At 52.4% G+C, this 24,125-nt stretch carries 18 protein-coding genes and 1 tRNA gene; 11 read left to right on the top strand and 8 right to left on the bottom strand.

Annotated features, from left to right (window positions below; genetic code table 11):
• Positions 1-3: 3 nt before the first annotated feature.
• Positions 4-78: transfer RNA gene (locus NTH01S_RS08860), tRNA-Cys, on the bottom strand.
• A gap of 153 nt (positions 79-231) precedes the next feature.
• Here NTH01S_RS08860 and NTH01S_RS08855 point away from each other — a divergent pair.
• The 3 genes from NTH01S_RS08855 to NTH01S_RS08845 all read left to right on the top strand — a co-directional run bounded on the left by NTH01S_RS08855 (position 232) and on the right by NTH01S_RS08845 (position 4,958).
• Entirely contained in the window at positions 232-1,692 is a 1,461-nt protein-coding gene (locus NTH01S_RS08855; protein ID WP_084367215.1) for a TolC family outer membrane protein, read from the top strand.
• Positions 1,693-1,701: 9 nt separating this feature from the next.
• Positions 1,702-2,172: a DUF2497 domain-containing protein gene (locus NTH01S_RS08850; protein ID WP_068172622.1), complete on the top strand. Its 471-nt coding sequence runs from the start codon at positions 1,702-1,704 to the stop codon at positions 2,170-2,172.
• Between the two features lie 104 nt (positions 2,173-2,276).
• Positions 2,277-4,958, top strand: a complete 2,682-nt coding sequence (locus tag NTH01S_RS08845; RefSeq protein WP_068172619.1) for a valine--tRNA ligase — start codon at positions 2,277-2,279, stop codon at positions 4,956-4,958.
• A gap of 366 nt (positions 4,959-5,324) precedes the next feature.
• On the opposite strand, the gene NTH01S_RS08840 is transcribed toward NTH01S_RS08845, so the two are convergent.
• Together NTH01S_RS08840 and ilvD are read right to left on the bottom strand one after the other, a co-directional pair.
• Entirely contained in the window at positions 5,325-6,239 is a 915-nt protein-coding gene (locus NTH01S_RS08840; RefSeq protein WP_068172615.1) for a hypothetical protein, read from the bottom strand.
• 271 nt (positions 6,240-6,510) lie between these two features.
• The gene (gene ilvD, locus NTH01S_RS08835) at positions 6,511-8,367 is read right to left on the bottom strand and encodes a dihydroxy-acid dehydratase (protein WP_068172612.1); all 1,857 of its coding nucleotides are present in this window, start codon (positions 8,365-8,367) and stop codon (positions 6,511-6,513) included.
• A gap of 155 nt (positions 8,368-8,522) precedes the next feature.
• On the opposite strand from ilvD, the gene NTH01S_RS08830 reads away from it, so the two are divergent.
• Together NTH01S_RS08830 and msrA are read left to right on the top strand one after the other, a co-directional pair.
• The gene (locus tag NTH01S_RS08830) at positions 8,523-10,454 is read left to right on the top strand and encodes a CocE/NonD family hydrolase (RefSeq protein WP_068172609.1); all 1,932 of its coding nucleotides are present in this window, start codon (positions 8,523-8,525) and stop codon (positions 10,452-10,454) included.
• Between the two features lie 81 nt (positions 10,455-10,535).
• Positions 10,536-11,084, top strand: coding sequence for a peptide-methionine (S)-S-oxide reductase MsrA (gene msrA, locus NTH01S_RS08825; protein WP_068172606.1), 549 nt, complete (start codon positions 10,536-10,538; stop codon positions 11,082-11,084).
• Positions 11,085-11,278: 194 nt separating this feature from the next.
• Here msrA and NTH01S_RS08820 read toward each other — a convergent pair whose 3' ends face one another.
• From NTH01S_RS08820 to NTH01S_RS08800, 5 genes are all read right to left on the bottom strand, one after another.
• Positions 11,279-12,592 carry an ABC transporter ATP-binding protein gene (locus tag NTH01S_RS08820; protein WP_068172602.1) on the bottom strand — a complete coding sequence of 438 codons (1,314 nt, stop codon included), beginning with the start codon at positions 12,590-12,592 and terminating at the stop codon, positions 11,279-11,281.
• Positions 12,589-14,232 carry an ABC transporter permease subunit gene (locus NTH01S_RS08815; protein WP_068172599.1) on the bottom strand — a complete coding sequence of 548 codons (1,644 nt, stop codon included), beginning with the start codon at positions 14,230-14,232 and terminating at the stop codon, positions 12,589-12,591. The genes NTH01S_RS08820 and NTH01S_RS08815 overlap by 4 nt, the downstream gene beginning before the upstream one ends.
• Before the next feature lie 177 nt (positions 14,233-14,409).
• Entirely contained in the window at positions 14,410-14,865 is a 456-nt protein-coding gene (dut, locus tag NTH01S_RS08810; RefSeq protein ID WP_068172597.1) for a dUTP diphosphatase, read from the bottom strand.
• Positions 14,866-14,895: 30 nt separating this feature from the next.
• Complete coding sequence (gene coaBC, locus NTH01S_RS08805) at positions 14,896-16,077, bottom strand: bifunctional phosphopantothenoylcysteine decarboxylase/phosphopantothenate--cysteine ligase CoaBC (RefSeq protein WP_068172593.1); 1,182 nt, start codon at positions 16,075-16,077, stop codon at positions 14,896-14,898.
• A 2-nt stretch (positions 16,078-16,079) separates the two neighbouring features.
• Entirely contained in the window at positions 16,080-16,880 is an 801-nt protein-coding gene (locus NTH01S_RS08800; RefSeq protein WP_068172590.1) for a class I SAM-dependent methyltransferase, read from the bottom strand.
• A 30-nt stretch (positions 16,881-16,910) separates the two neighbouring features.
• Here NTH01S_RS08800 and mutM point away from each other — a divergent pair, with 30 nt between their 5' ends.
• From mutM to NTH01S_RS08770, 6 genes are all read left to right on the top strand, one after another.
• Entirely contained in the window at positions 16,911-17,741 is an 831-nt protein-coding gene (gene mutM, locus NTH01S_RS08795; protein WP_068172587.1) for a bifunctional DNA-formamidopyrimidine glycosylase/DNA-(apurinic or apyrimidinic site) lyase, read from the top strand.
• Between the two features lie 109 nt (positions 17,742-17,850).
• Positions 17,851-18,120, top strand: coding sequence for a 30S ribosomal protein S20 (gene rpsT / locus NTH01S_RS08790; protein ID WP_068172585.1), 270 nt, complete (start codon positions 17,851-17,853; stop codon positions 18,118-18,120).
• A 334-nt stretch (positions 18,121-18,454) separates the two neighbouring features.
• Positions 18,455-19,873, top strand: a complete 1,419-nt coding sequence (gene dnaA, locus NTH01S_RS08785) for a chromosomal replication initiator protein DnaA (protein ID WP_370664317.1) — start codon at positions 18,455-18,457, stop codon at positions 19,871-19,873.
• Between the two features lie 108 nt (positions 19,874-19,981).
• Complete coding sequence (gene dnaN, locus NTH01S_RS08780) at positions 19,982-21,106, top strand: DNA polymerase III subunit beta (RefSeq protein WP_068172581.1); 1,125 nt, start codon at positions 19,982-19,984, stop codon at positions 21,104-21,106.
• Between the two features lie 9 nt (positions 21,107-21,115).
• Complete coding sequence (gene recF, locus NTH01S_RS08775) at positions 21,116-22,219, top strand: DNA replication/repair protein RecF (RefSeq protein ID WP_068172579.1); 1,104 nt, start codon at positions 21,116-21,118, stop codon at positions 22,217-22,219.
• A gap of 82 nt (positions 22,220-22,301) precedes the next feature.
• A partial coding sequence (locus tag NTH01S_RS08770) for a DNA gyrase subunit B (protein WP_245642310.1) occupies positions 22,302-24,125 on the top strand: 1,824 nt, incomplete at its 3' end.

Here is a 24,125-nt window from a genome sequence, read left to right as displayed (position 1 = left end):
TCTTGGAGGTCCGGGCGGGAATTGAACCCACATTCGCGGATTTGCAGTCCGCTGCATAAGCCATTCTGCCACCGGACCTCGGAGACCCGTGCTATATCCTCTTTCAGCGCGGCTTGGTCAAGACCTTACATGCAATAAAGAACAAATTTTTCTTTCTGCGCCATACAGGCTATGGTGCTCCAATCATTTTAGCACTGCATGTACGCACACTCATTGTTGCGAGGAGTTTTCATGAGCGCAGAGTTTCTCCGTAAGAAAGCAGTGTTTGCCCATTTAGGGCTAGGCTGTGGTGCTATGCTGCTGCTGAGCAGCACGGCATTAGCGCAAAGTTATGACGGCAGTGGTTCTCCAACATTTGTACCGCATACGCTCCAAGATGCTCTCGCCACAGCATATTTGACCAACCCAACCCTCAAAGAAGAACGGGCTCGTTTGAGGGCCACGGATGAACGCGTGCCTACCGCCCTCGCTGGCTGGCGCCCAACCATTCAGGGCAACGCCCAACTCACCCATTATGATGGCCACACCTCTTACGGCCCTCAAGGTTTCATGACGGGTAGTTCCAGCGCCTATAACACACCCGGCTTTACAGGCGGCGTTACCGTCACCCAGCCCCTTTACCAAGGCGGAAAAACCGTTGCCGGCACACATGCTGCCACAGATCAAGTTCTGGCGGAGCGTGCACACCTCATCAGTACAGAACAAGACGTGTTCATGAATGTGGTGGAAGCCTATGTTGGTGTCATCAAAGATGAGCAACTGCTACAACTGGCCACCAACAACCAACGCGTTCTTGAGCAACAGCTTCACGCAACAGAAGAACGCTTTCATATAGGCGAAATTACACGCACAGATGTCGCACAAGCCGAAGCGGCTGTCGCGAGTGCGACATCTGAAAGACGACAAGCCGAAGGCACGCTTCAAAGCGCACAAGCCGTCTATCTCCAGATTGTGGGGATAGCCGCGCCACCCAATCTGCTCCCGCCTCAACCCCTTAATCTGCCGATTAAAAGCGAACAATCCGCTTTACAGATCGCTGCTGAGAATAACCCAGACGTTATCTCTTCTCTTTTCACTGAAGCGAACCAAAAAGATAATGTATCCGTACAAATTGCTGCTATCATGCCAAAAGTATCGGCGCAGCTTATGTATCAACACAGCCGCAACCAAGGCTACGGCAACTCTACGCTAGACAATAAAGCCGGCATGATCACATTTCAGGTGCCCATTTACCAAGGCGGCTCTGAGTACTCGGCCGTGCGTGGCGCACGTCAACAAGCACAAGCAGCGCATCGTGAAGTTGATGTACAGCGCCGCTCAGCACTGCAAAAGGCCGCTTCAAGCTGGCAGAGAATGACATCATCCCAAGCCGCCGTACAAGCTGACCGCGTTGCTATCTCTGCCAACCTCATCGCGCTCGGCGGCGTTGAGCGTCAGGCTCTCCTCGGCACAACCAGCACACTCGCCGTTTTGCAGCAACAACAGACCTTGCTCGTTGCTCAACAAGCCCTCGTGCAAGACCTGTCTACACTCGTGACATCCTCTTACTCTGTCGCAGCTTCTATCGGTCGTCTAACGGCTGCGGACCTCAAAATTGGCGTACCTCTTTATGATGAAAAAGCCTATTATAACGCCGTGAAAAATCGCCTCTGGGGCATTTCAGACTACGCCCAAAACCAGCCGGGTCGTTGAGAACAGATCATGCAGGATAACGCGATGGGTGATGTTCTCCACACTATTCGTCAAATCCTGCATGATGATAAAACACGAAAAGACCATCCCCCCATGAGCGATACTATGAATGATGAACTTCTTTTGGATCATTCCATGATGATCCATCCCCCCGCTTCGGAACGCTCTGTACAACCTACCGCTAAAGAGGCCCCAATGGACCCATCTTTCGCTCAAGAGCAACATGACGGCATGATGGATAAGCTGACATCCGATGCCGTTGAGCGTTCTTTCAACGACCTCAAAGGGCAGTTTGCGCAAGCTTCTGCGTCTGCCATGCCCAAAGACATGCCGATTTCCTCTCAAGGCTCTCTCACAGTAGAAGATATCGTACGCGGCGAAGTCCGTGAAATGGTGCGGACATGGCTCGACACGCACTTACCCTCCATGGTGGAAGAGATGGTGCGCGCTGAAATTGCACGTCTGCGCCCTAAAGTCTGATACCTTAATCCATCAGGTTATGCCTTTAAGGTATCGACCTTATGGCCCAACAGCGATAAGTGCTTCCGCTTTCTTAGCGTTACTCAACACGACAACGGACGATCATGCTCGATAAAAGTTTTTCTCCAGCCAACCACGAAACCAGCCTCTATGACCGCTGGGAGAAAAGCGGGGTCTTCCATGCTGACCCGAAAGCACCCGGTGATGCTTTCTCGATCATGTTCCCACCACCAAACGTCACGGGCACGCTCCACCTTGGGCATGCACTGACCTTTACCCTCCAAGACATTCTTATTCGCTGGAAACGCGGCACCGGGTTCAACACGCTATGGCAGCCAGGTACGGATCACGCTGGCATCGCCACTCAAATGGTAGTTGAGCGCGCGCTCGATCAACAAAATATCAGCCGTACCGCTTTAGGTCGTGACGAATTCGTCAAACGCGTGTGGGACTGGAAAGAAGAATCCGGCGGCACCATCATCCAACAGCTCCGCAAACTCGGTGCATCCGCCGATTGGGAGCGTGAGCGCTTTACGATGGATGAAGGCTTGTCACAGGCTGTCCGTAAGGTGTTTGTCACCCTGCATAGCGAGGGGCTGATTTACCGTGACCGCCGCTTGGTCAATTGGGACCCGAACTTCCGCTCCGCGATTTCTGACCTTGAAGTTGAGAACCGCGAAACCAAGGGTTCCATGTGGTACGTCCGTTACCCACTGGATGATGGCCGCACCATTACCGTTGCGACGACACGCCCAGAAACCATGCTGGCTGACTCGGCTGTTGCCGTTCACCCAGAAGATGAGCGCTACGCAGACTATATTGGCCAACATGTTACACTTCCGCTCACAGGCCGCCGTATCCCCATCGTCGCGGATGAGTACTCAGACCCAGAAAAGGGAACGGGTGCGGTTAAAATCACACCAGCCCATGACTTCAATGACTTTGAAGTCGGTAAGCGCCATGACCTTCCTTCGCCTACGATTTTGGATGAATCTGCGCGCTTGTGCGTTGATGAAGTCCGTTCCGAACTGCGCGACGTAGAGAACCTCTCCTCTATCGCGTTTGTTGAATCTCTTCAGGGCGTCAGCCGAGAAGAGGGACGTAAGCGCATTGTTGCCGAACTAGAAGCGCTTGGCTGGCTCGAAAAAATTGAACCTCACAAGCTGCAAGTTCCTTACGCAGAGCGTGGCGGTGCCATCGTAGAACCGCGCCTAACATGGCAATGGTATTGCGACGCGAAAACACTGGCTGGCCCTGCTATTGACGCCGTAGAAAGCGGGAAAGTCGCCTTTGAGCCGCGCCAATGGCAAAATACGTTCTTCGCATGGATGCGTGACATTCAGCCATGGTGCATTTCTCGCCAGCTTTGGTGGGGTCACCGTATTCCCGCATGGTACACCGATAACGGTGACATCATCGTGGCCGAAACAGCAGAAGAAGCCCAATCGAAAGCCGGTGAGGGCGTTACCATCACGCAGGATGAAGACGTTCTAGACACATGGTTCAGCTCTGCATTGTGGCCTTTCACCACACTTGGCTGGCCCGAAGACACGGAATCTCTGGCTCGTTATTACCCGACCAGTGTGCTCGTCACGGGCTTTGACATCATTTTCTTCTGGGTTGCCCGGATGATGATGATGGGCCTGCACTTCATGAAGGATGTGCCGTTCCAGACCATTCTCATTCACGGTCTTGTCCGTGATGAGAAGGGACAAAAAATGTCCAAGTCCAAAGGAAACGGCATTGATCCCCTCGAACTGATCGAAGAATACGGCGCCGATGCAACGCGCCTCGCCATTTGTGCGGGCACTGGGCCGGGCCGTGACATTAAGCTCGGTAAAAAGAAGGTTGAGGAGCATCGCGGCTTCATCACCAAGCTGTGGAATGCTGCTCGTTTCCTCGAAATGAATGGCGCAAAACCTGTTGAGGCTTTTGATCCGACCACCGTGCAAAGCAGCCTCGGCCGCTGGATCTTGTCCGAAGCGAATGAAGCCATGACCGAAGCCAACCGTGCTCTCGAAGCGTACCGCTTCGATGAATATGCAGGAAGCTGCTACCGCTTTGTCTGGACGCGCTTTTGTGACTGGTTCGTCGAACTCGCCAAGCCACTTCTGGCAGAAAACAGCGCTGAAAGTGATGAAATCCGCAAGGTCAGCGCCTATGTCCTCGGCCTGATCCTACGCATGATGCAGCCAGTCATTCCATTCGCCACAGCAACACTTTGGAAAGAACTCGGCTATACCAACCTGTTCGAAATTATCGCTGGCAACGAAATGCCATGGCCCACACCTGTTGCCCTTGAGGGGGCCGAAGAGAGCCGCGCAGAAGTCAACTGGCTCATCCGTCTGATCAGCGAAATCCGTACAGTTCGCGCTGAAATGAACGTGCCCCCCGCACAAAAAGCACCCATCCTTCTACGGGATGCCACGGCTGAAAACCTTGCCCGCGCACAGCGCTGGAATGAAGCCCTTGGCCGCATGGCACGTGTGGAAAGCGTATCCGTGCTTGATGGTGAAACCCCACGCCATGCCGCGCAAATCGTGCTGGATGAAGCGACCATCTTCCTACCTCTTGGCGGTTTGATTGATCTGGACGCAGAGCGCGCACGCCTTGCCAAAGAAATCAAGCGCATCGGGGGTGAAATCACCAAGGTAGAACGCAAGCTAGGCAACGCTGACTTTATCGCCCGCGCTAAGCCAGAAGTCGTTGATGAAAACCGTCAACGTCTTGAAAGCTTTACGAGCGACCTCACACGCTTGCAGGCCGCTCACTCACGACTGGCATAAAGTAGTATTTTTATGCGTTTAGCGGCATCGCCTGATCCGCTCAACGCATAAATAAGACATCCTAAGTGGCGCATAAAAGGTTCTGCCTAAACCCAGCAGCACCTTTTAATAGCATCTACTCTATTATTTTTTCCTAGGCCATAACGATATAGTATCATCGTTTTTTAGCCGATCCGCTACAAGACCTCAGCCATTATTCCAAAATAAATATAGCGTGCTTCTCTGAGCAAAACAAAAGGACCTATTAAATGATTTCATCTACCATCAGAAAAGCGTTCAACCTCCCCATTATACATAAGGCAGCCCTCGCAAATGCGGAAAGATACCTGCTCAGAATATCTCTCACATTCTGCTCTCATCATGGCCTTATGGTATAAACATTCTATCTGCATGGATGGCGAGCGCGACTTTGGGAAGCATGAAGAGCATATCTGGTTGATGAAAAATCTCCCAGAGGTAAACCCAAACAGGCTGATACCCGTAAGCGAGATGAATTTTATTAAAATCATCATAGAAAAGGGATTCCGTTTTTCTGTGAATCCCTATGGATGACGTATCAATAATGCGTGCTGTGCCACGTAATACCCGCCAGTATTGAAATATCAAATGCTCGAATGATTCATATCTAACTTTAGCAAGAAAACCTTCAAGACCATCAAAGCGGTTACTCATATCATTAAAAAATAGATCAAGTTCTATCCCTGTATAAAATGGTGCATCAAAAAACCAACTATAAATATAACCTTCAGGGAAGAGTGTATTTTTTTCAGTATCATCAAAAAAATTCACACAATCTTCGACAATTCTTTGATTTTGTTCACAATCAGGGGGAGATCCAAGGTACAATCCAGAATTATAATTAGAGACCAAATCATCAAAAAGCTTATTAGGGCTCTTCAGCAACCTCATATCGTCATCAGAGACGAAAATTTCATTGTATCCATTCTTTAATGCATAAAACATCATGCAGAATTTTTTAAGGTTTACTGTGCACCCATCATGATTTTCCCTTAATCTACCAGCGATAGATGGCATATTAAGACCAAAATTCAAATAATCATCAATAGACAGAATCTCGATAGAAATTTTTGAAAAATACGGTGTCAGCCATTTTTGGAACAGACGCGCCTCTACGCCATTAGAGGCACCCAAAAAAAATTTTACATTCGCCAGAAGTCGATCTGGGTCATGCGCGATGACGCTGTCCAAAAATGCACCAATCCATGTGCATTTGCTCGAATGTATAGGGATAATGAAGCACTGTTTACGATTAGGCATCATGGGATCCATTTTTATTTTGTTTCAGATTTACCACCAATAAACCTAAAAATCACCGCGAATAAATACCATTATAGAATATAAAATGCGCTAAGCAACGTCACTGAAGAAAGTTTTATTTTTACACTTTCTGTCGTTTTACTATGCTAATAATATCAGCCAACGCCCCCATAAACAGCACGCATTCTCGGAAATGCTTTGCGTTTTCTGGAAATAACAAACTTAGAAAGCCGTGACCGCCCCAAAGAGTCGACCACTGCTCCAGACACCACATTTAACCGCGGGTCTTTACAATAATCTGAGACAAATCACGCACAGCACCATTTGCGGCACTCGTCGTCATTGCCGCGTAAGCTTGCAGTGCACGGGACACAACACGTTCACGGTTAGGCGTCCATGCTGCATCACCGCGTGCTTTCATCGCATCACGACGCGCTAAGATCTCAGCATCGGACACATCCAGCTTCATCACGCGGTTCGGAATGTCGATCACGATCGGATCACCATCTTCAACCAGCCCAATCAAGCCACCTTCGGCCGCTTCCGGAGAAACATGCCCAATGGACAGGCCAGAGCTACCGCCTGAGAAGCGTCCATCCGTCACCAGAGCGCAGCTTTCAGCAAGGCCCTTAGACTTCAGGTAACTGGTTGGGTACAGCATTTCCTGCATGCCGGGGCCGCCTTTGGGGCCTTCATAGCGGATCACGACCACATCACCCGCAGAGATTTTTCCACCCAAAATGCCACTAACAGCATCATCTTGGCTTTCAAAAACGCGCGCTGTCCCCGTGAACGTCAGAATATGTTCCGCCACACCTGCCGTTTTCACAATCGCGCCGTCTTCCGCCAAGTTACCATACAAAACGGCCAAGCCACCATCTTGCGAGAAAGCATGGGCACGATCACGCAGCACGCCTTCCTCACGATCCAGATCAAGTGCGTTGTAGCGGCTTGATTGCGAGAAGGCATGAACAGTCCTTACACCGCCCGGCGCAGCGCTGAACATATGCCGCGCTTCTTCATCGCCATGAATAATATCCCATTTCGCCAGAGCGTCAGCCATCGTTGGCGCATGAACGGTGTTCACATCCGTATGCAGCAAACCTGCACGATCCAACTCACCTAAAATGGCGGGGATACCACCAGCACGATGAACATCTTCCATATGCACATCATTCCGTGCAGGAGCGACCTTACATAGGTTCGGAACACGCCGTGATAAGCGGTCAATATCCTGCATATGGAAATCGACTTCTCCCTCACGCGCGGCAGCCAAAAGGTGCAAAACCGTGTTGGTAGAGCCACCCATAGCAATATCGAGCGTCATGGCATTTTCAAACGCCGCGCGCGTCGCAATAGAGCGGGGAAGGACTCGCGCATCATCTTGCTCATAATAGCGCCGCGCCAAACCAACAATCTCACGACCTGCACGCAAGAACAGCTCACGACGGTCAGAATGAGTTGCCAACAATGAACCATTACCCGGCAAGGACAAACCCAAGGCTTCCGTCAGGCAGTTCATGGAGTTAGCCGTAAACATCCCGGAGCATGAACCGCATGTCGGGCAGGCAGAACGCTCGATAGCAGCAGATTCTTCATCCGTCACATTCGGGTTCGCGGCTGCCACCATGGAATCCACCAGGTCCAGCTTACGGTTAATGGAAGGACCATTCAGCTTGCCTGCTTCCATCGGCCCACCAGACACGAAAATAACCGGGACATTCAGGCGCAAAGAAGCCATCAACATGCCCGGCGTGATCTTGTCACAGTTACTGATGCACACAATCGCATCAGCACAATGAGCATTCACCATATACTCAACAGAGTCAGCAATCAGTTCGCGGGAGGGCAGGGAATACAACATTCCCCCATGACCCATTGCGATCCCATCATCCACGGCAATGGTATTAAATTCTTTCGCCACACCGCCGGCTTCTTCCACAGCAGATGCCACCAAAGACCCCATATCCTTCAAATGGACATGACCCGGAACAAACTGCGTAAACGAATTGGCAATAGCGATGATGGGTTTACCAAAATCCCCATCCTGCATGCCAGTAGCCCGCCAGAGGGCACGGGCACCCGCCATGTTACGGCCATGTGTCGTGGTACGGGAACGATAAGCAGGCATGAGAGACTTTCCTAACAATAATTGCCCCATTCCATAGCGAAACAAACGCTAAGACGCCAGCCCACGAAAGAAATGCAAAGCTTTCGCAAACCCCCTTGCCATAACGAAACGATAGACGCAGAATCACCCGATTTTATGAGGAGTAACCACATATTATGAAGCGCTCATTATCACGCCTCTGCGCGACAATCGGACTGCTCTGCCTGTCTGGCACCGCATTATCGAGCGGCCATGCTGCCCCAGTCACCCCGGACATGCTCCAAACGGGAAATGACATTACTCCACAAGCTAAGCTCCCCACAAACGGGCAAGATTATATCCGCCGTGAGATCATGATCCCGATGCGCGATGGCGTAAAACTGCATACCGTCATTGTCATTCCCAAAGGTGCCAAAAATGCCCCCATTTTGCTGACCCGCACACCTTATGACGCATCAGGTCGCCTAAACCGTACCCCCAACGCACCCACCATGCGTGCCTTATGCCCCCAAGGTGACGGCGTCTTTGTGGAAGAAGGCTATATCCGGGTCTTCCAAGACATCCGTGGGAAATACGGCTCCGAAGGGGCGTATATTATGACACGCCCTCCCATCGGCCCGCTCAACCCCACTAAAACAGACGACACCACAGATGCGTGGGACACAATCGACTGGCTGGTCAAAAATATCAAAGAAAGCAACGGTAAAGTCGGCATGACCGGATCATCCTATGAAGGGTGGACCGTTGTGATGGCGCTGTTACATCCGCATCCAGCTCTCAAAGTTGCGGCCCCAGAAAGCCCAATGGTCGATGGCTGGATGGGCGATGACTGGTTCCATTACGGCGCATACCGCCAAGCCAGCTTTGACTACTTCACCATGCAAATGAGCACACCGGGCAATGGGCCAACCATCCCTCGCTCAGAATCAGACGATTACACCGAATTTCTAAAAGACGGCTCCGCAGGTGCATTTGCAACGCATGCGGGCTTAGACCATTTCCCATTTTGGCAGCGCCTCAAAGCACACCCCGCTTATGATGCCTTCTGGGAAGATCAAGCACTGGACAAACTCATTGCTCAAAACCCCCTCAAAGTACCGACCATCTGGGAGCAGGGGCTTTGGGACCAAGAAGACATGTGGGGGGCTATCCACTCATGGCTCGCCCTGAAAGCTACACATCCAACCGTTCCCAATATACTCGTTATGGGCCCATGGCGTCATAGCGGTGTGAACTATGACGGGTCCACGCTTGGACCATTGCACTTCAATGGTGACACAGCCCTTTGGTACCGGGCCAATGTCATGCGACCCTTCTTTGATCATTACCTCAAAGGTGGAGCAGACCCGAAGCTAGACGAAGCAATCATCTACAATACGGGTGAAAATCACTGGAACCACTTCCGAAACTGGCTACCCGAATGTGGAACAACATGCCCACAATACGGCACACGCCTCTATCTCCAACCAGACCGTGGCCTCTCATTCTCTCGAACACTGCCTGGGTCTGACAGCTATGTGTCTGACCCAGCGCACCCCGTACCCTTCTTACCGCGCCCCTATGTGATGGGTGAGGACCCACGATGGAAAACATGGCTACTGCAAGATCAACGCTTTGCGGAAGCCCGCCCAGATGTTCTGACATACGAAACCCCCGTCCTTGATGCACCCGTACAAGTGTCCGGCGTACCTACGGCCGATTTATATGCTGCTACCACAGGCACAGATGCGGATTTCGTCGTTAAAATCATTGACGTACAACCTGCCCGAACACCTGACCGCCCCGAAATGGGGGGATACGAGTTGCCTATATCCATGGATATTTTCCGTGGCCGCTACCGTCAGAGTGTAAGCCAACCCTCCGCCATCCCAGCCGGTCAGGTGCAGAATTACCACTTCACCCTGCCGGCGGTTAACCATGTCTTTGAAAAAGGGCATCGTATCATGGTGCAAGTCCAATCAAGCTGGTTCCCGCTCTATGACCGTAACCCGCAAACCTTCGTGCCCAATATCTTCACAGCACAGCCTAAAGACTACAAAACCGCCACACAAACACTCTACCGTGGCGGTGACCATGCCAGCGCAATCTGGCTGCCTGTTGTCCATTAATACCCCCTAAACAGGGTGTAATTTACAGGAGGCCTCCTTATATGGGAGGTCTCCTCCTTTCACATAAAGGTCCATCATATTATGGCTGAAACGTCTTCTATTCTCCTTGGTGCCGGCTGCTTTTGGTGCGTGGAAGCCGTTTATACCGGCCTACGCGGAGTCATTTCGGCCAACCCCGGCTATGCTGGCGGAGACATCCCCAATCCCAGCTATGAAGCCGTTTGCACTGGCCAAACAGGACATGCAGAAGTCGTTAACGTCATCTTTGACCCAACCGAAATTTCTCTCGCCGATATCCTGCGCGTCTTTTTTACTACGCATGACCCAACTCAGTTAAACCGGCAGGGTAATGACGTCGGTACACAATACCGCTCCGTCATTTTCGGCACGGCAGAACAGAAAAAAACCGCACAAGACGTTTTAAACGCCATCACTCATGAGGGCCTATGGCCCAACGAAATCGCCACATCACTTGAAGATACGGCAACGTTTTGGCCAGCCGAAGCCAAGCACCTGGATTATTTCGCACGCAACCCACAAACCGCTTATTGTGCTGCTGTCGTAGCACCTAAGGTCGCAAAAGCGCGTAAGCTTTATCGGGACCGCCTTAAAAACCCTGATGCTGTATAATATGACCCACTGAACTCTCTTGCCAGCCCCCCTGCCGGAGTAAACAGGCCTATAGCGTGCATGCTAACTCAGGCAGGAAGAAAACCGACCAATAATTCTCTCATACCAATCCGTCTTTATGCAGAGCAGATATTGCTCTTTTACAGTCCTAAATGGTACCTCTCGCAAGACTTACATCCATAAAGCGGCAGTTATTATTCTTCGTCATCGAGGTAGAACCGATCGGCCTCTTCATCATAATCTAAGAGTTCCGCATAACGCGCCCAATCTATCGCAGTACTCAATGTTTGTCGCGCATAATCGGGAGACATCGTTTCTTCTAACTCTTTACGAAAGCGCGCAGCATCCACTGTATGAGTAGGGCGCTCATCCAGTGATGAGCGAAGAGAGCGCAACAAAGGAATATGATGCAGTAGGGCTGTCCGCATCGTATCGCGGCGGGCATCCCCATCCCCCTCCACAAACGCACGCCCACCATCCGTTAGAAGAATGTCACCATCCTCCAACTCAGCCAGTTCTAACCTTTGCAACGACTCACCAATCGCAAGTAAATCATCCAACGTCATCTGCAAGCGCTTAGCCAGTTCCGGCAAATCAGCACGCCCAAAGAGTGGATCTGCTCCCAGCACTTCCATGAGCCCCACCAAGACTTCAACCGGCAAATCAGGCAAAACAATTTGTGCAGAAGACGGAGAGACTAGAGTTTGAGTCGATGCGTTATCGACCTCCGACACGATGGGGGCACGACGCGTCATCAAACTATAGATTTGGTCCACAAATAACCGGAAATCAGCATCTTCACGGTTTCTGGGGTGAGGGAAGGGCACTGCAATTTCATGGGTCACTTTTCCCGGACTTGGCGAAAAAATCAAAATCCGGTCACACATTAAAACAGCTTCTTCAATGCCATGCGTCGCCAATATCATAGCACGTAAAGACGGCAAGCGCCGCTCTGACCATAGCTCAATCAGATCCGTCCTAAGATTTTCGGCACTCAGCATATCCAATTCAGAAAATGGCTCATCCAAAAGCAAGACTTCCGGTCGTAACGCCAAAGCTCTCGCAAATGAAACACGCTGTCCAACAGCATCAGAGACTTCTTTAGGATACGCATTTTCATACCCCTCAAGCCCCATCACTTCCAGCGCATCATCCGTATAATCTTCACGCTGTACACGCGGCACGCGCCGCGCCTCCAAGCCCAGCGCCACATTTTGCCGTAGCGTAAGCCAAGGGAACAGCCCGCCGGACTGGAAAACCGTCGCAACATCCTGCAACGGCCCTTTCATCCGCCCCCCGCGCCAAAGTACCTCGCCTTTCGCCGGTGCCATCTGCCCACTGATAATTTTAAACAGGGACGACTTCCCTGAACCAGAACGCCCTAATAACCCAACAATTTCAGCTTCCCGCACCTCAAAACTGACATTGTCCAAAACAACAAGCTCTGTCGCGCTGTCCTTGTCATATGTTTGACTGCACTCATGAAGACGAAGAAGTGGCTGGATCATCGGAACGCATATTTTTGGGCGGCATAAACCGCGATGGGCTGAAGGATCAGACGATCAAACAACATGGAGAGTAAAGTCAGCAACATTAAAAGTAAGATCTGTGCATGAAGATCCCCAATCAATACGGCCGCAACCAAAGCGCGGCCCAAACCATGCCCTGATGGCGCCAAAGATTCTGCAATAATCACAGCATTCCACAACGGTGCCACAGCCAGTAAAAGACCACCCGCAATATCAGCAACCGTCGCCGGAAGCACGAGGCGTTTCCACAACAAGATCCCTTTAACCCCCAGACCTTGAGCCGTGTGTACAAGTGGCGCGGGAATGGCCCGTACCGCCTCCAAAACCGTGCGCCCATAAAGCCCCAATCCACCCAGACATAACAGAAGAATAGGATTCGTAAGCCTCAGAAGATCAAAAAATGGATACAGCAAAATAACAGGGAACAAGACCATACTGCTCATCACAACCTGCTCTATACGCCCGCTCTTCACGCGGTAGGACGCAACCAACAGCCCAATCGGCAACCAGATCAGCAAGCATAATACTAATGCCGCCGCGACATGAATAAAGGTCAAACCCATTTCCATCACGGCCACACGCACAGGAACAGACGGAACACGCCGCAAAACAGCCGTCACAAAAAACGCCAGCGCCAAACCGGGAATAACAGCCCGAAAATGCTGTCTATCAATACGCATGACCACGCTACGCTCGCGCGAAACACCACCCAAGCGCCAATTCCCTATAGCGGCGACGCTTTCATGAACAGTCTCGCTCAAGCGACTCAGAAAAGGCCTGTTACGCCAAAGGCGCAGCAACCATGACCGTGGTGCTACTATATCTGTACGCTCATTATGCACACGGTACCGCTCTGCCCAGCCCAAAAGGGGGGCCACACAAATGTGCTGGATGAAAACAATACTCCCAACACAGGCCAAAAGAGCATAAAGCAAAGCCGCCCAGTGCCCGGAGAGAATTTGCGCTAATGCATAAGCACCAATACCGTTCCCATGCCCCCCAGCAATAAAGCACAGTCCCGCTTCAGCCCCTAAAAGCCGAAACCACACACCAGGAACAGAGCGCGCAAACAAATCTGCAGCTAAAGGAATAGAAACAGGGAAACTGACACGCCAAAAGCGCTGCCAAGCCGTCATTGCAAGGCCACGCGCCACCGTGTCTAAAGCAGGAGGGACATTGTCTGTCCCATCCATAATCGCCGTTGTGATCCGCCAAAGCATATTAAAAACGGCCACAGCAACAATGGCCCATCCCACAGGGAGGAGAAACGCCATAAGGCCAATTAAACCAAGCCCAGGCACAGCACGTGCCACAGATAAAAAAGGGATTAACACCCGCCGGAACCACCGGAAGCGGCACGCAAACCCGGACAGCAGCAAAGATAGCAGAATACCCAAGCCAAACACGGCCAAGACACGCAGAACGGTTAGCCCAACATTACGCCACAGTGATCCGGTATCTGACACATATCCAGAAAAATGCACCGGCTGCACATGCTCCGGCGTCAGAACAAGTGCTAATGCAACAAACACAATTAGAAGAGCCAGTTCCAAAACGCTGGTTCGTTGCTGCCAACGACGTAAAACACGCAAAGGCAGAGTAAGGGACGTTACAGCCATAAGACGCCCCCTTGCCACTGCACACCAGAACCAACCCGATAAGCCCTCTTATACACCGTCAATATCACGTCGGGTAATATCATAACGGGTTGATCCATCATTCTGCCTTGTGATCATCCTGCATGGCTAACTGACATATTACAGGCGCTGTTATGACTGGCGTTACTACCGGCGTTATTACTGGCCCGTGCTACCAAAACCACCTGCGCCACGTGCTGTTTCATCCAACGTCTCAACAGCCTGCCAACGCAACCGTACAACAGGCGCCAAGACACCCTGAGCGATCCGCATGCCACGTTCAACAACAAACGGTTCCGCACCTGCATTCATGACAATCACGCGTACTTCACCACGGTAATCTTCATCAATAGTGCCGGGCGTATTGGGCAGCGTAATCCCGTGTTTCAATGCCAAACCAGAACGCGGGCGGATCTGTAACTCATATCCCGCCGGAAGCGCCATACACAGCCCCGTCGGCACCAAAACCCGCGCACCGGGAAGGATCGTCAGCGTTTCTTCAACAGCAGCCAGAAAATCAAACCCCGCAGCGCCCTGCGTGGCATAAGAGGGCAACGGCAAACCTTCCGCATGGGGGAGGCGCGTGATCGCAACATCAATTGGTTCTGAAGTCATAATCCAACCCTTTACCCTGAAGTCACACCACTATGGAAGGCTGAAGAATTGTACAATCTCTTCCGCCAAGCGCTCCCCAACGGCGTACTTGCTCATTTCCGGCCATTCAGCCGTACCAGCCGCAGTTATCAGCGTTACACAATTATGATCCGCACCGAACACACCCGTGCTTACATCATTCGCCACAAGCCAATCACAGCCTTTACGCAACCGCTTTGCCGCAGCATGTTGCAAGACCGTTTCTGTCTCCGCAGCAAAGCCCACAACCAAGGATGGGCGCTGCTCATGCTGGCATATTTGCGCCAAAATATCCGGATTTTCAGCGAGCTCCAGAACCGGCGGAGCACCCGTTTTCTTAATCTTCTGACCTGCCACAGCTTTGGCCCGCCAGTCACTCACCGCAGCCGTACAAATTGCAGCATCCACCGAGAGATTTTGAGTACAGGCACTCAACATCTCATCCGCCGTTTCAACCGATATACGGGTCACACCACGCGGGGCCGGCAAGGAAACAGGACCACTCACGAGCACAACATCTGCACCACGCGCGACTAATGCCTCAGCAATGGCATAACCTTGTTTTCCCGATGAATGATTCGATAAAAACCGGACCGGGTCTAGAGGCTCCCGTGTTGGTCCTGCCGTGACCAAAATACGCTTTCCCTGCAAAGCGTTATCTCGTTTCATAACGGCCAATACAGCACGGCAAATAGCCTCTGGCGCGCTCAAACGCCCCATACCCACTTCGCCACATGCCATGCTGCCGTTATCTGGACCGACAAACTGAACGCCACGCCCTGTAAGCTGCGCGATATTTTCTTGCGTTGCAGCATGCTCCCACATGCGTACATTCATTGCAGGAGCCACGACAATCGGTACTGTCGTCGCCAGTAGCAATGTGGTGGCCAAATCATCAGCCAACCCATGCGCCATACGCGCCATAAGATTCGCCGAAGCCGGACACACCAAAACCACGTCCGCATCACGGGCAAGGCGAATATGCCCAATTTCACTTTCCTGCGTTGGCGCAAAGAGCACATCATGCACACGCTCTCCCGCCAACGCTTCTAAGCTCAATGGTGTAACAAATTCTTTTGCACTGCTGGTCATAACCGGTCGGACGGATACGCCCTCCGCACGCAAGAGGCGGATAACATCCAGCGCCTTATACGCGGCAATACCACCCCCAACGATCAGCAGAACACGTTTCATTATTACAGACGCCAACCTGAGTGAATGGCCGCAATGCCACCCGAGAGGTTCTGATGTTTTACCTGTTCAAGCCCCGCATCACGCATCATCTGCGCGAGCGTCTCTTGATCAGGGAACATGCGGATACTTTCAGCCAAATACTGATAGCTCTCAGCATCCCCAGCAACCACCTTGCCCATACGCGGCAGTACCTTGAACGACCACGCATCATAAATCGGCGCCAAAGCAGCGACCTCAACGCGCGAGAACTCCAAGCAGAAGAAGCGGCCACCCGGCTTCAATACGCGGCGCACCTCACGCAGAACGGCGTTTTTATCCGTACAGTTACGCAAGCCGAATGCCATCGTAACGCGGTCTACGGAACGGTCGGGGAGGGGGATGGATTCCGCATCAACAACACAGCATTCCACTTGACCAATCAGGCCCGCTTTGATGGCGCGATCACGGCCCACATCCAGCATAGCGGGATTAATGTCAGACAAAATGGCAGGACCGCCGCCCGCACGCGCCCAGCCAAACGTAATATCACCCGTACCACCCGCCAAATCCAACAGCTTCAAACCCGGACGTGGGTTCAGTTGGCTAATGAGAATACGTTTCCAAACACGGTGAATACCGAGTGACATGACATCATTCATGACATCATATTTACCGGCAACACTTTCAAACACCTCACGAACCATCGTCTTTTTTTGCGCGCGCGGCACGCTACGATAGCCAAAATCAGTGGTATCTTCCGCATGATCGAAGCTCGGATCAGCGGCAGAAGTGAACGCAGCAGCGTCATGGGCTCTATCGGTCATGAAGCAATCGATATAACGTTGTGAGCCATCATGCCAGAGCTTCCCGAAGTTGAAACCGTCATGCGTGGTTTGCGCACCGCCCTCGAAGGGCAGCGAATCACGCAGGTTACCCTCAATCGCCACGACCTTAGATGGCCGTTTCCTGCCAATCTTCAGCAAGAAATGCTCCATCAAAAGGTTATTTCGTTTCATCGACGCGCGAAATATATTCTCATGCGCCTCGAAAATAATTGGAGCGTTTTATTTCACCTTGGCATGTCTGGCCGCATGCTCATTGGGGTGAGGGGACAAAATACAGCGCCACCACGCCATGAGCATGTTGTCATTGAAAGTGATGGCGGCACACGTATCGGATTCGTGGACCCACGACGTTTCGGCGCTATTGACCTTGTCCCAACAGCAGATGAAGAGCAGCACATGCTCCTGCATAAACTGGGCATAGAACCTCTCTCAGACGCCCTAACCGGACAGTATCTCCAAAACGTTTTTCTCAAAAAACGCACTCCCATCAAAACAGCGCTCCTAGATCAGCGCTTCATTGCGGGATTGGGAAACATTTATGTCTGCGAAGCACTTTTCCAATCTCGAATCCACCCCACCCGTACAGCAGGTAACCTGACAGACACAGAAGCCGCTTCACTCGCACAAAACATCCGTGTCATTCTGAACGCAGCCATTGCATCCGGCGGATCTTCGTTGCGTGATTATGTGCAAGCGGACGGAACACGTGGCGGTTATCAAGACCTACACCACGTCTATGGCCGCGAAAACGAGGCATGCCGCCACTGTACCGCAACCCCCATAGAACGCCTCGTTCAGTCCGGGCGTTCCACCTTTTACTGCCCATCCTGTCAAAAATAACCGGTTTATCCACAGCAATCTGTGTAAAATACTTGACGTATCTCGCTAGGCGGAGTAGACCCCGCCAATCATTTTCTGAGACACCTTAAGAACCGAAACCGAAAGATCCATGGCAAATACAGCTTCAGCCCGTAAGCGCATCCGTCAAAACGAAAAGCGCCGCGTCCGTAACGTTGCTCGCGTTTCCCGTATGCGTACGTTCATCAAGAAAGTCGAAAGCGCAATCCAGAGCGGTGACAAGAGCGCAGCTTCAGAAGCGTTCCGTGCAGCACAGCCAGAAATGCAGCGCGCAGCAGGCAAGGGCGTCGTGGCGAAGAACACCATCAGCCGCAAGCTCTCTCGCTTGTCAGCACGCATCAAGGCTCTGGCAACAGCCTAAGCTTTCAGGCAGGACCTGATGTGGAAGACGCGTCCCTGTATGGGGGCGCGTTCTTTTTTTGGCTTTTTTTAGCCTCTGGCAGCGTGTGATCACTTTAGCAAAAGTGCTCATTGAACCTGCTCTTCGTACTTGCTTCGCTCCATCATCAAGCATATCCTAAGGGGATACGAATCAGCAGATCAGCGCACGGCACCATGGCTTACTCACGAGGCCATGCTCCGTATAAATAAGCGCCCCGCACAGCCAAGTTGTTTATTATCGCTTCTACGCCTTAAGCGTTAAGCACTGCACGACGCCGTCTTAAAAATACGGTCATAGAATGAAAGGAGGGATCATGGTGGAAAACGCACAATATCTGGACGCCAATGCCTCCTTCGACCACGCTCTTGAAGCCGCTTGGCACATTGTCCGTGACAAATTGAAGAGCGAAGTCGGTGAGGTCGAATACGGCACGTGGCTACGCCAAATCGTTCTCGGGCCACTTGAAGACGACGAACTGACACTTTTCCTACCCTCACGCTTCTTGCGTGACTGGGTTCGCAGCCAGTACGAAGAACGCCTGAAGTCTCTGTGGCGCACAGAATACCCAAAAGTGCAGCACATTGAGCTTCTCGTACGCCGTGGCGTGGCTGAGAGCACCTCCGACACACCTTCCGCGCCCAGCTCGGACAACCCCGCTTCACTCAGTGAGCAGAGCAGCGCCGAGGCTCCATCAGAAGTCCGCAGTGACCTTACTGCCCCCTTGGATGCGCGTTTTACCTTCGATAGCTTTGTCGTGGGTAAGCCCAATGAGTTTGCGTATGCATGCGCACGCCGCGTTGCTGAAAAGCCATCTAGCCCCGGCTTTAACCCACTCTTCCTCTATGGTGGCGTTGGCCTTGGCAAAACGCATCTCATGCACGCCATCGGCTCTGAACTGACCAAGACCGGCAATGTCTCAGTGGCCTATATGTCTGCTGAGAAGTTTATGTACCGCTTCATCGCGGCGATCCGTTCACAATCGACCATGGAATTCAAAGAGCAATTGCGCTCAGTGGATGTCCTCATGATTGATGATCTTCAGTTCCTCATCGGCAAAGACAACACGCAGGAAGAGTTCTTCCATACGTTCAATGCCTTGGTTGATGCAGGCCGGCAGATCATTGTCAGCGCGGACAAAAGCCCGTCTGATCTGTCTGGCTTAGAAGATCGCCTGAGAACCCGCCTCGGCTGCGGTATGGTGGCCGATATCCACGCCACCACATTTGAGCTGCGCATTTCGATTTTGGAAGCCAAAGCCAAAGCCTCCGGCACCACCGTACCGGCCAAGGTTTTGGAGTATTTAGCGCACAAAATCACAACCAACGTCCGCGAACTTGAAGGGGCCTTAAACCGCCTTATCGCACACGCCGATTTGGTTGGGCGTCCAGTCACGCTCGACAGCACTCAGGATGTCCTCAAGGACATGCTGAAAGCACATGACCGCCGCGTCACGATTGAAGAAATCCAACGCAAGGTTGCTGAACACTGGAATATCCGCCTAACGGACATGTCCTCCGCACGCCGCGCACGCGCCGTTGCACGACCACGTCAGGTGGCCATGTTCTTAGCCAAGCAACTCACCAGCCGTTCATTACCTGAAATTGGCCGTAAATTTGGTAACCGCGACCATACGACCGTCATGCACGCCGTCAATCGTGTTGCTGAATTAATGGAACAAGACCCTTCATTCGCAGAAGATGTTGAACTTCTGCGCCGTATGCTTGAAGGCTAAGTCCTGAAAGAGCCGGGCAATTCCAGCCCGGCCTCTCTTTCCCAGCGCTAGCCGTTCTGCTAGACAGAAGGCCTTCTGGACTTTCTGCCGATCCACTGGAAAAAGACAATGAAATTCACGGTTGACCGCACTCTCTTGCAACGTGCTCTCGCTCATATTCATGGCGTTGCAGAAAAGCGGAATACCATTCCCATTTTGGCAAACGTTCTTCTGAGTTTTGCCGATGGGACGCTGCGCCTGACAGCAACCGATATGGAAATTGCGGTCGTTGAAGAAGTCGCCGCAGAAGGGCCAACACCCGGCTCCACTACCGTACCGGCATCAGTGCTGTTCGAAATCGTCCGTAAACTGCCAGACGGTGTAGCCATCGAGTTCAGCCACCCCGAAAGTGATGCTCCGCTGGGGCTGCGCGCTGGCCGCTTTGCAACGAGCTTGAACGTTCTGCCCGTTGATGACTTCCCAGCTATGGTTGCAGGTGATCTGCCGCACCGCTTTGTCATCCCTGCGGCAACGCTTAAAGGACTGATTGACCGCACAAAATTTGCGATCTCCACAGAAGAAACGCGCTACTACCTGAACGGTATCTACGTCCACGTCGCTGGTACAGGCCCCACAGCCACATTACGCGCCGTTGCTACAGATGGGCACCGTCTTGCACGCGTGGAAGCCGATGTTCCTGAAGGTGCGCAGTCCATGCCGGGCGTTATTATCCCGCGCAAAACCATCAATGAACTGCGTAAGCTGCTGGATGAAGGCGCTGCCGATATTGAGATCTCCCTATCTGACACGCGCATTCAGTTCGGGGCAGGGCCTGTTTTACTAACGTCAAAGCTCATCGACGGCACCTTCCCAGAATATGAGCGCGTTATCCCGAAAGGGAATGACCGTCTGCTCCGCGTCGGCAAGAAAGATTTTGCAGCTTCTGTCGCACGTGTTGCGGCCATCAGCACCGAGCGCTCACGCCCTATCAAAATCTCTCTCACCACCAATTTACTGACACTCTCAGCCATCAGCCCAGATCAAGGCGTGGCGCAGGAAGAGTTGGATGAGAACACCGTCACCTACGACGCGCCACCCATTGAGATCGGCTTCCAAGCACGTTACTTGACTGATATTACAGATCAAATTGACGTTGAAGTTGAATTCGCATTCGCGGATAGCTCTGCCCCAACTTTGGTACGGGACACAGGCTTCCCAGCAGCGCTCTACGTTCTAATGCCGATGCGGGTGTAAAAACCTGCATTGGACTTACTACGCCTCACGCTGACAGATTTTCGCAACTACACACGCGCAAACTGGACACCATCTCACCCCATTACGGTCTTCACCGGCCCTAATGGGGCAGGGAAAACCAATCTTCTGGAAGCTGTATCGCTCCTGTCACCAGGCCGCGGACTACGCGGCTCACCGCTCCCACAACTCTGCCGTACACACGCTCAGGAGTGGGGTATCGCCGCAATACTCAGCGGCAGTCATAACGAGCAAATCCGCATCGGCACCGGCGCCAAACACAGCGAACAGCGGCGCAACTTCCACATTGATGGTCGCCCCGTACGCTCCCAAACCGCTATCGCACCGTATTTCAGCTGCGTATGGCTCACTCCACAAATGGACCGGCTTTTCCAAGAAGGGGCGAGCGGCCGACGACGTTTTCTTGATCGTTTGGTCATTGCCCTGACGCCTGATCATGCCCGCGAAATCACCGCACATGACCGCTCAGTCTCCAGCCGCAATCGCGTCTTGCAAGAACAACCACACGCAGACCTCTGGCTCAACGCGATTGAAGATTCCATCGCCAGACATGCAACAGCCGCAACAGCGTCCCGTTTAGCCCTCATTGAGCATATGAATGCCCAAAGCAATTCTCATACAGAATTCCCAGAGTGCTCCCTCGGCCTTGATTGCCGTATTGCTCAACACCTCAAAATAGCCCCAGCCTTAAAGGTCGAGGAAACACTGCGCGCACAGCTTAAAGCATCTCGCATAACAGACCGTGAGCAACGCTTAACCTCACATGGCGCACATCGTGCCGATTTATTACTTTCCGACAAAGCCACAGCACGACCCGCTCACCTCTCTAGCAGCGGTCAACAACGCGCACTGCTCACAGGCATTATTCTGGCGCATGCCGATCTTATCGCCAGCCTACGCGGCCAAGCCCCGGCCTTATTACTTGATGAACCCTTAGTCCATTTGGACGAAATACGCCGCAATGCATTGTTAGAAACCCTAAAACACCGCCAGTCACTGGTCCTTATGACCGGCACAGACCATCATTCTTTCGGCCCCCTTCATGATCATGCTGCATTTTTATCCGTGAAAGACGGCCTAGTTCTCCCCAGCTGACACGGATGCTCTGGCCTAGATCGGGGGGAACGGCTATACTGTCTCACAAGATTTACAGTGAGTTACGGAGACCACCCCGCGCATGTCAGACAGCCAGAACCAGCCGGAAAACACAGGCGCGGAGAAAGACGACTACGGTGCCTCATCGATCTCGGTACTCAAAGGGCTAGACGCCGTCCGTAAACGCCCCGGCATGTATATCGGCGATACGGATGACGGCTCAGGCCTGCACCACATGGTGTTTGAAATCATCGACAACGCTGTTGATGAAGCCCAAGCTGGTTTCGCTACAAGCTGCACACTGACACTCAACGGCGATGGTTCCATCTCCGTCCGTGATGACGGCCGTGGCATTCCAACGGATATGCACTCAGAAGAAGGTGTCAGCGCAGCAGAAGTCGTGCTGACCAAACTTCATGCCGGCGGCAAGTTTAACCAGAACTCATATAAAGTATCCGGCGGCCTTCACGGCGTGGGTGCAGCTGTGGTGAACGCTCTGTCCGAATGGATGGAAGTGCGCATCTGGCGTAATGGGCAAGAACATTTCATCCGCTTCCAACATGGTGAGCGTGATGAAGCTCTGCGGATCATTGGCCCGTCCGATGAACCCCGTGGCACGTTGGTGACCTTCAAACCAAGTCGCGGTACCTTCACAAAAGTAGACTTTGATTTCAGCATTCTCGAACGGCGCGTCCGCGAACTTGCCTTCCTGAATTCCGGCATGGAAATCATCCTGCGCGATGAACGCCATAGCGAGACGACCGAAACACGTTTCTTCTATGAAGGTGGCCTCAGCGCTTTCGCAGAATGGCTCGACTCTTCCAAAACATCCATTGTCACTCCACCGATCACCGGGGACGCAGACAATGCCGAAAGCGGCATTCGTGTTGAGTTTGCTCTCAGCTGGAACGATACCTACCACGAGACAATGCTGTGCTTTACCAACAACATTCCCCAGCGGGATGGCGGCACACATTTGGCGGGTTTCCGCCAAGCGTTAACGCGTGTTGTTGGTAAATATGTTGAAGCACATTCCAAGAAAGAAGCAGGCTCGCTCACGGGCGAGGACATGCGCGAAGGCATGACGGCCGTTCTGTCCGTGAAAGTGCCTGACCCCAAATTCTCATCACAAACAAAAGACAAGCTGGTTTCCTCTGAGGTACAACCCGTTGTGCAAGCTGCCGCCGCAGATGCAATCGCACATTGGTTTGAGACACACCCCAAAGAAGCCAAGGCAATCGTCAGCAAAATTCTTGATGCAGCCTCCGCCCGTGAAGCGGCACGCCGCGCCCGTGAATTAACACGGCGCAAAGGCGTGCTGGATGTTTCTTCTCTACCGGGCAAACTCGCAGACTGTCAGGAACGCGATGCGTCTAAAGCTGAAATCTTTATCGTTGAGGGTGACTCCGCAGGCGGTACTGCAAAGCAGGGCCGTGACCGTCGTTTCCAGGCCATCTTGCCTTTGCGTGGTAAAATCCTGAACGTCGAACGCGCACGCTTTGACCGTATGTTAGGTTCCGCTGAAATCGGGACGCTTATCACGGCACTTGGCACCGGCATTGGTCGTGGGGAAGTCGATCAAGGCGGTTTTTCCGCCGAAAAGCTACGCTACCACAAGATTGTCATCATGACTGACGCTGACGTGGACGGCTCACATATCCGGACACTTCTGCTAACCTTCTTCTTCCGCCAAATGCCCAACCCTCGTGCGGCGCGCCGCCGTCGTTGTGATATGCTGGCAACGCTGTTTGGTATGGCGGCGGCGGGTATTCTGGTGCTTGTGCTGGCGTCTATTCTCTGGACTTTGCTGTTCAATGGTTTGGCGGGTTTATCTGTCGCGGCTTTGATTAAGCCTATGGGCGCACCGGGGTCTGGTGGTGGCTTGGCCAATGCGATTATTGGTAGT

This window comes from Neokomagataea thailandica NBRC 106555 (assembly GCF_001598495.1).
GTDB classification, from domain to species: Bacteria; Pseudomonadota; Alphaproteobacteria; order Acetobacterales; family Acetobacteraceae; genus Gluconobacter; species Gluconobacter thailandicus_A.
Note: the sequence above shows the minus strand (reverse complement) of the source record. Positions and strands in the feature narration are given on the sequence as shown.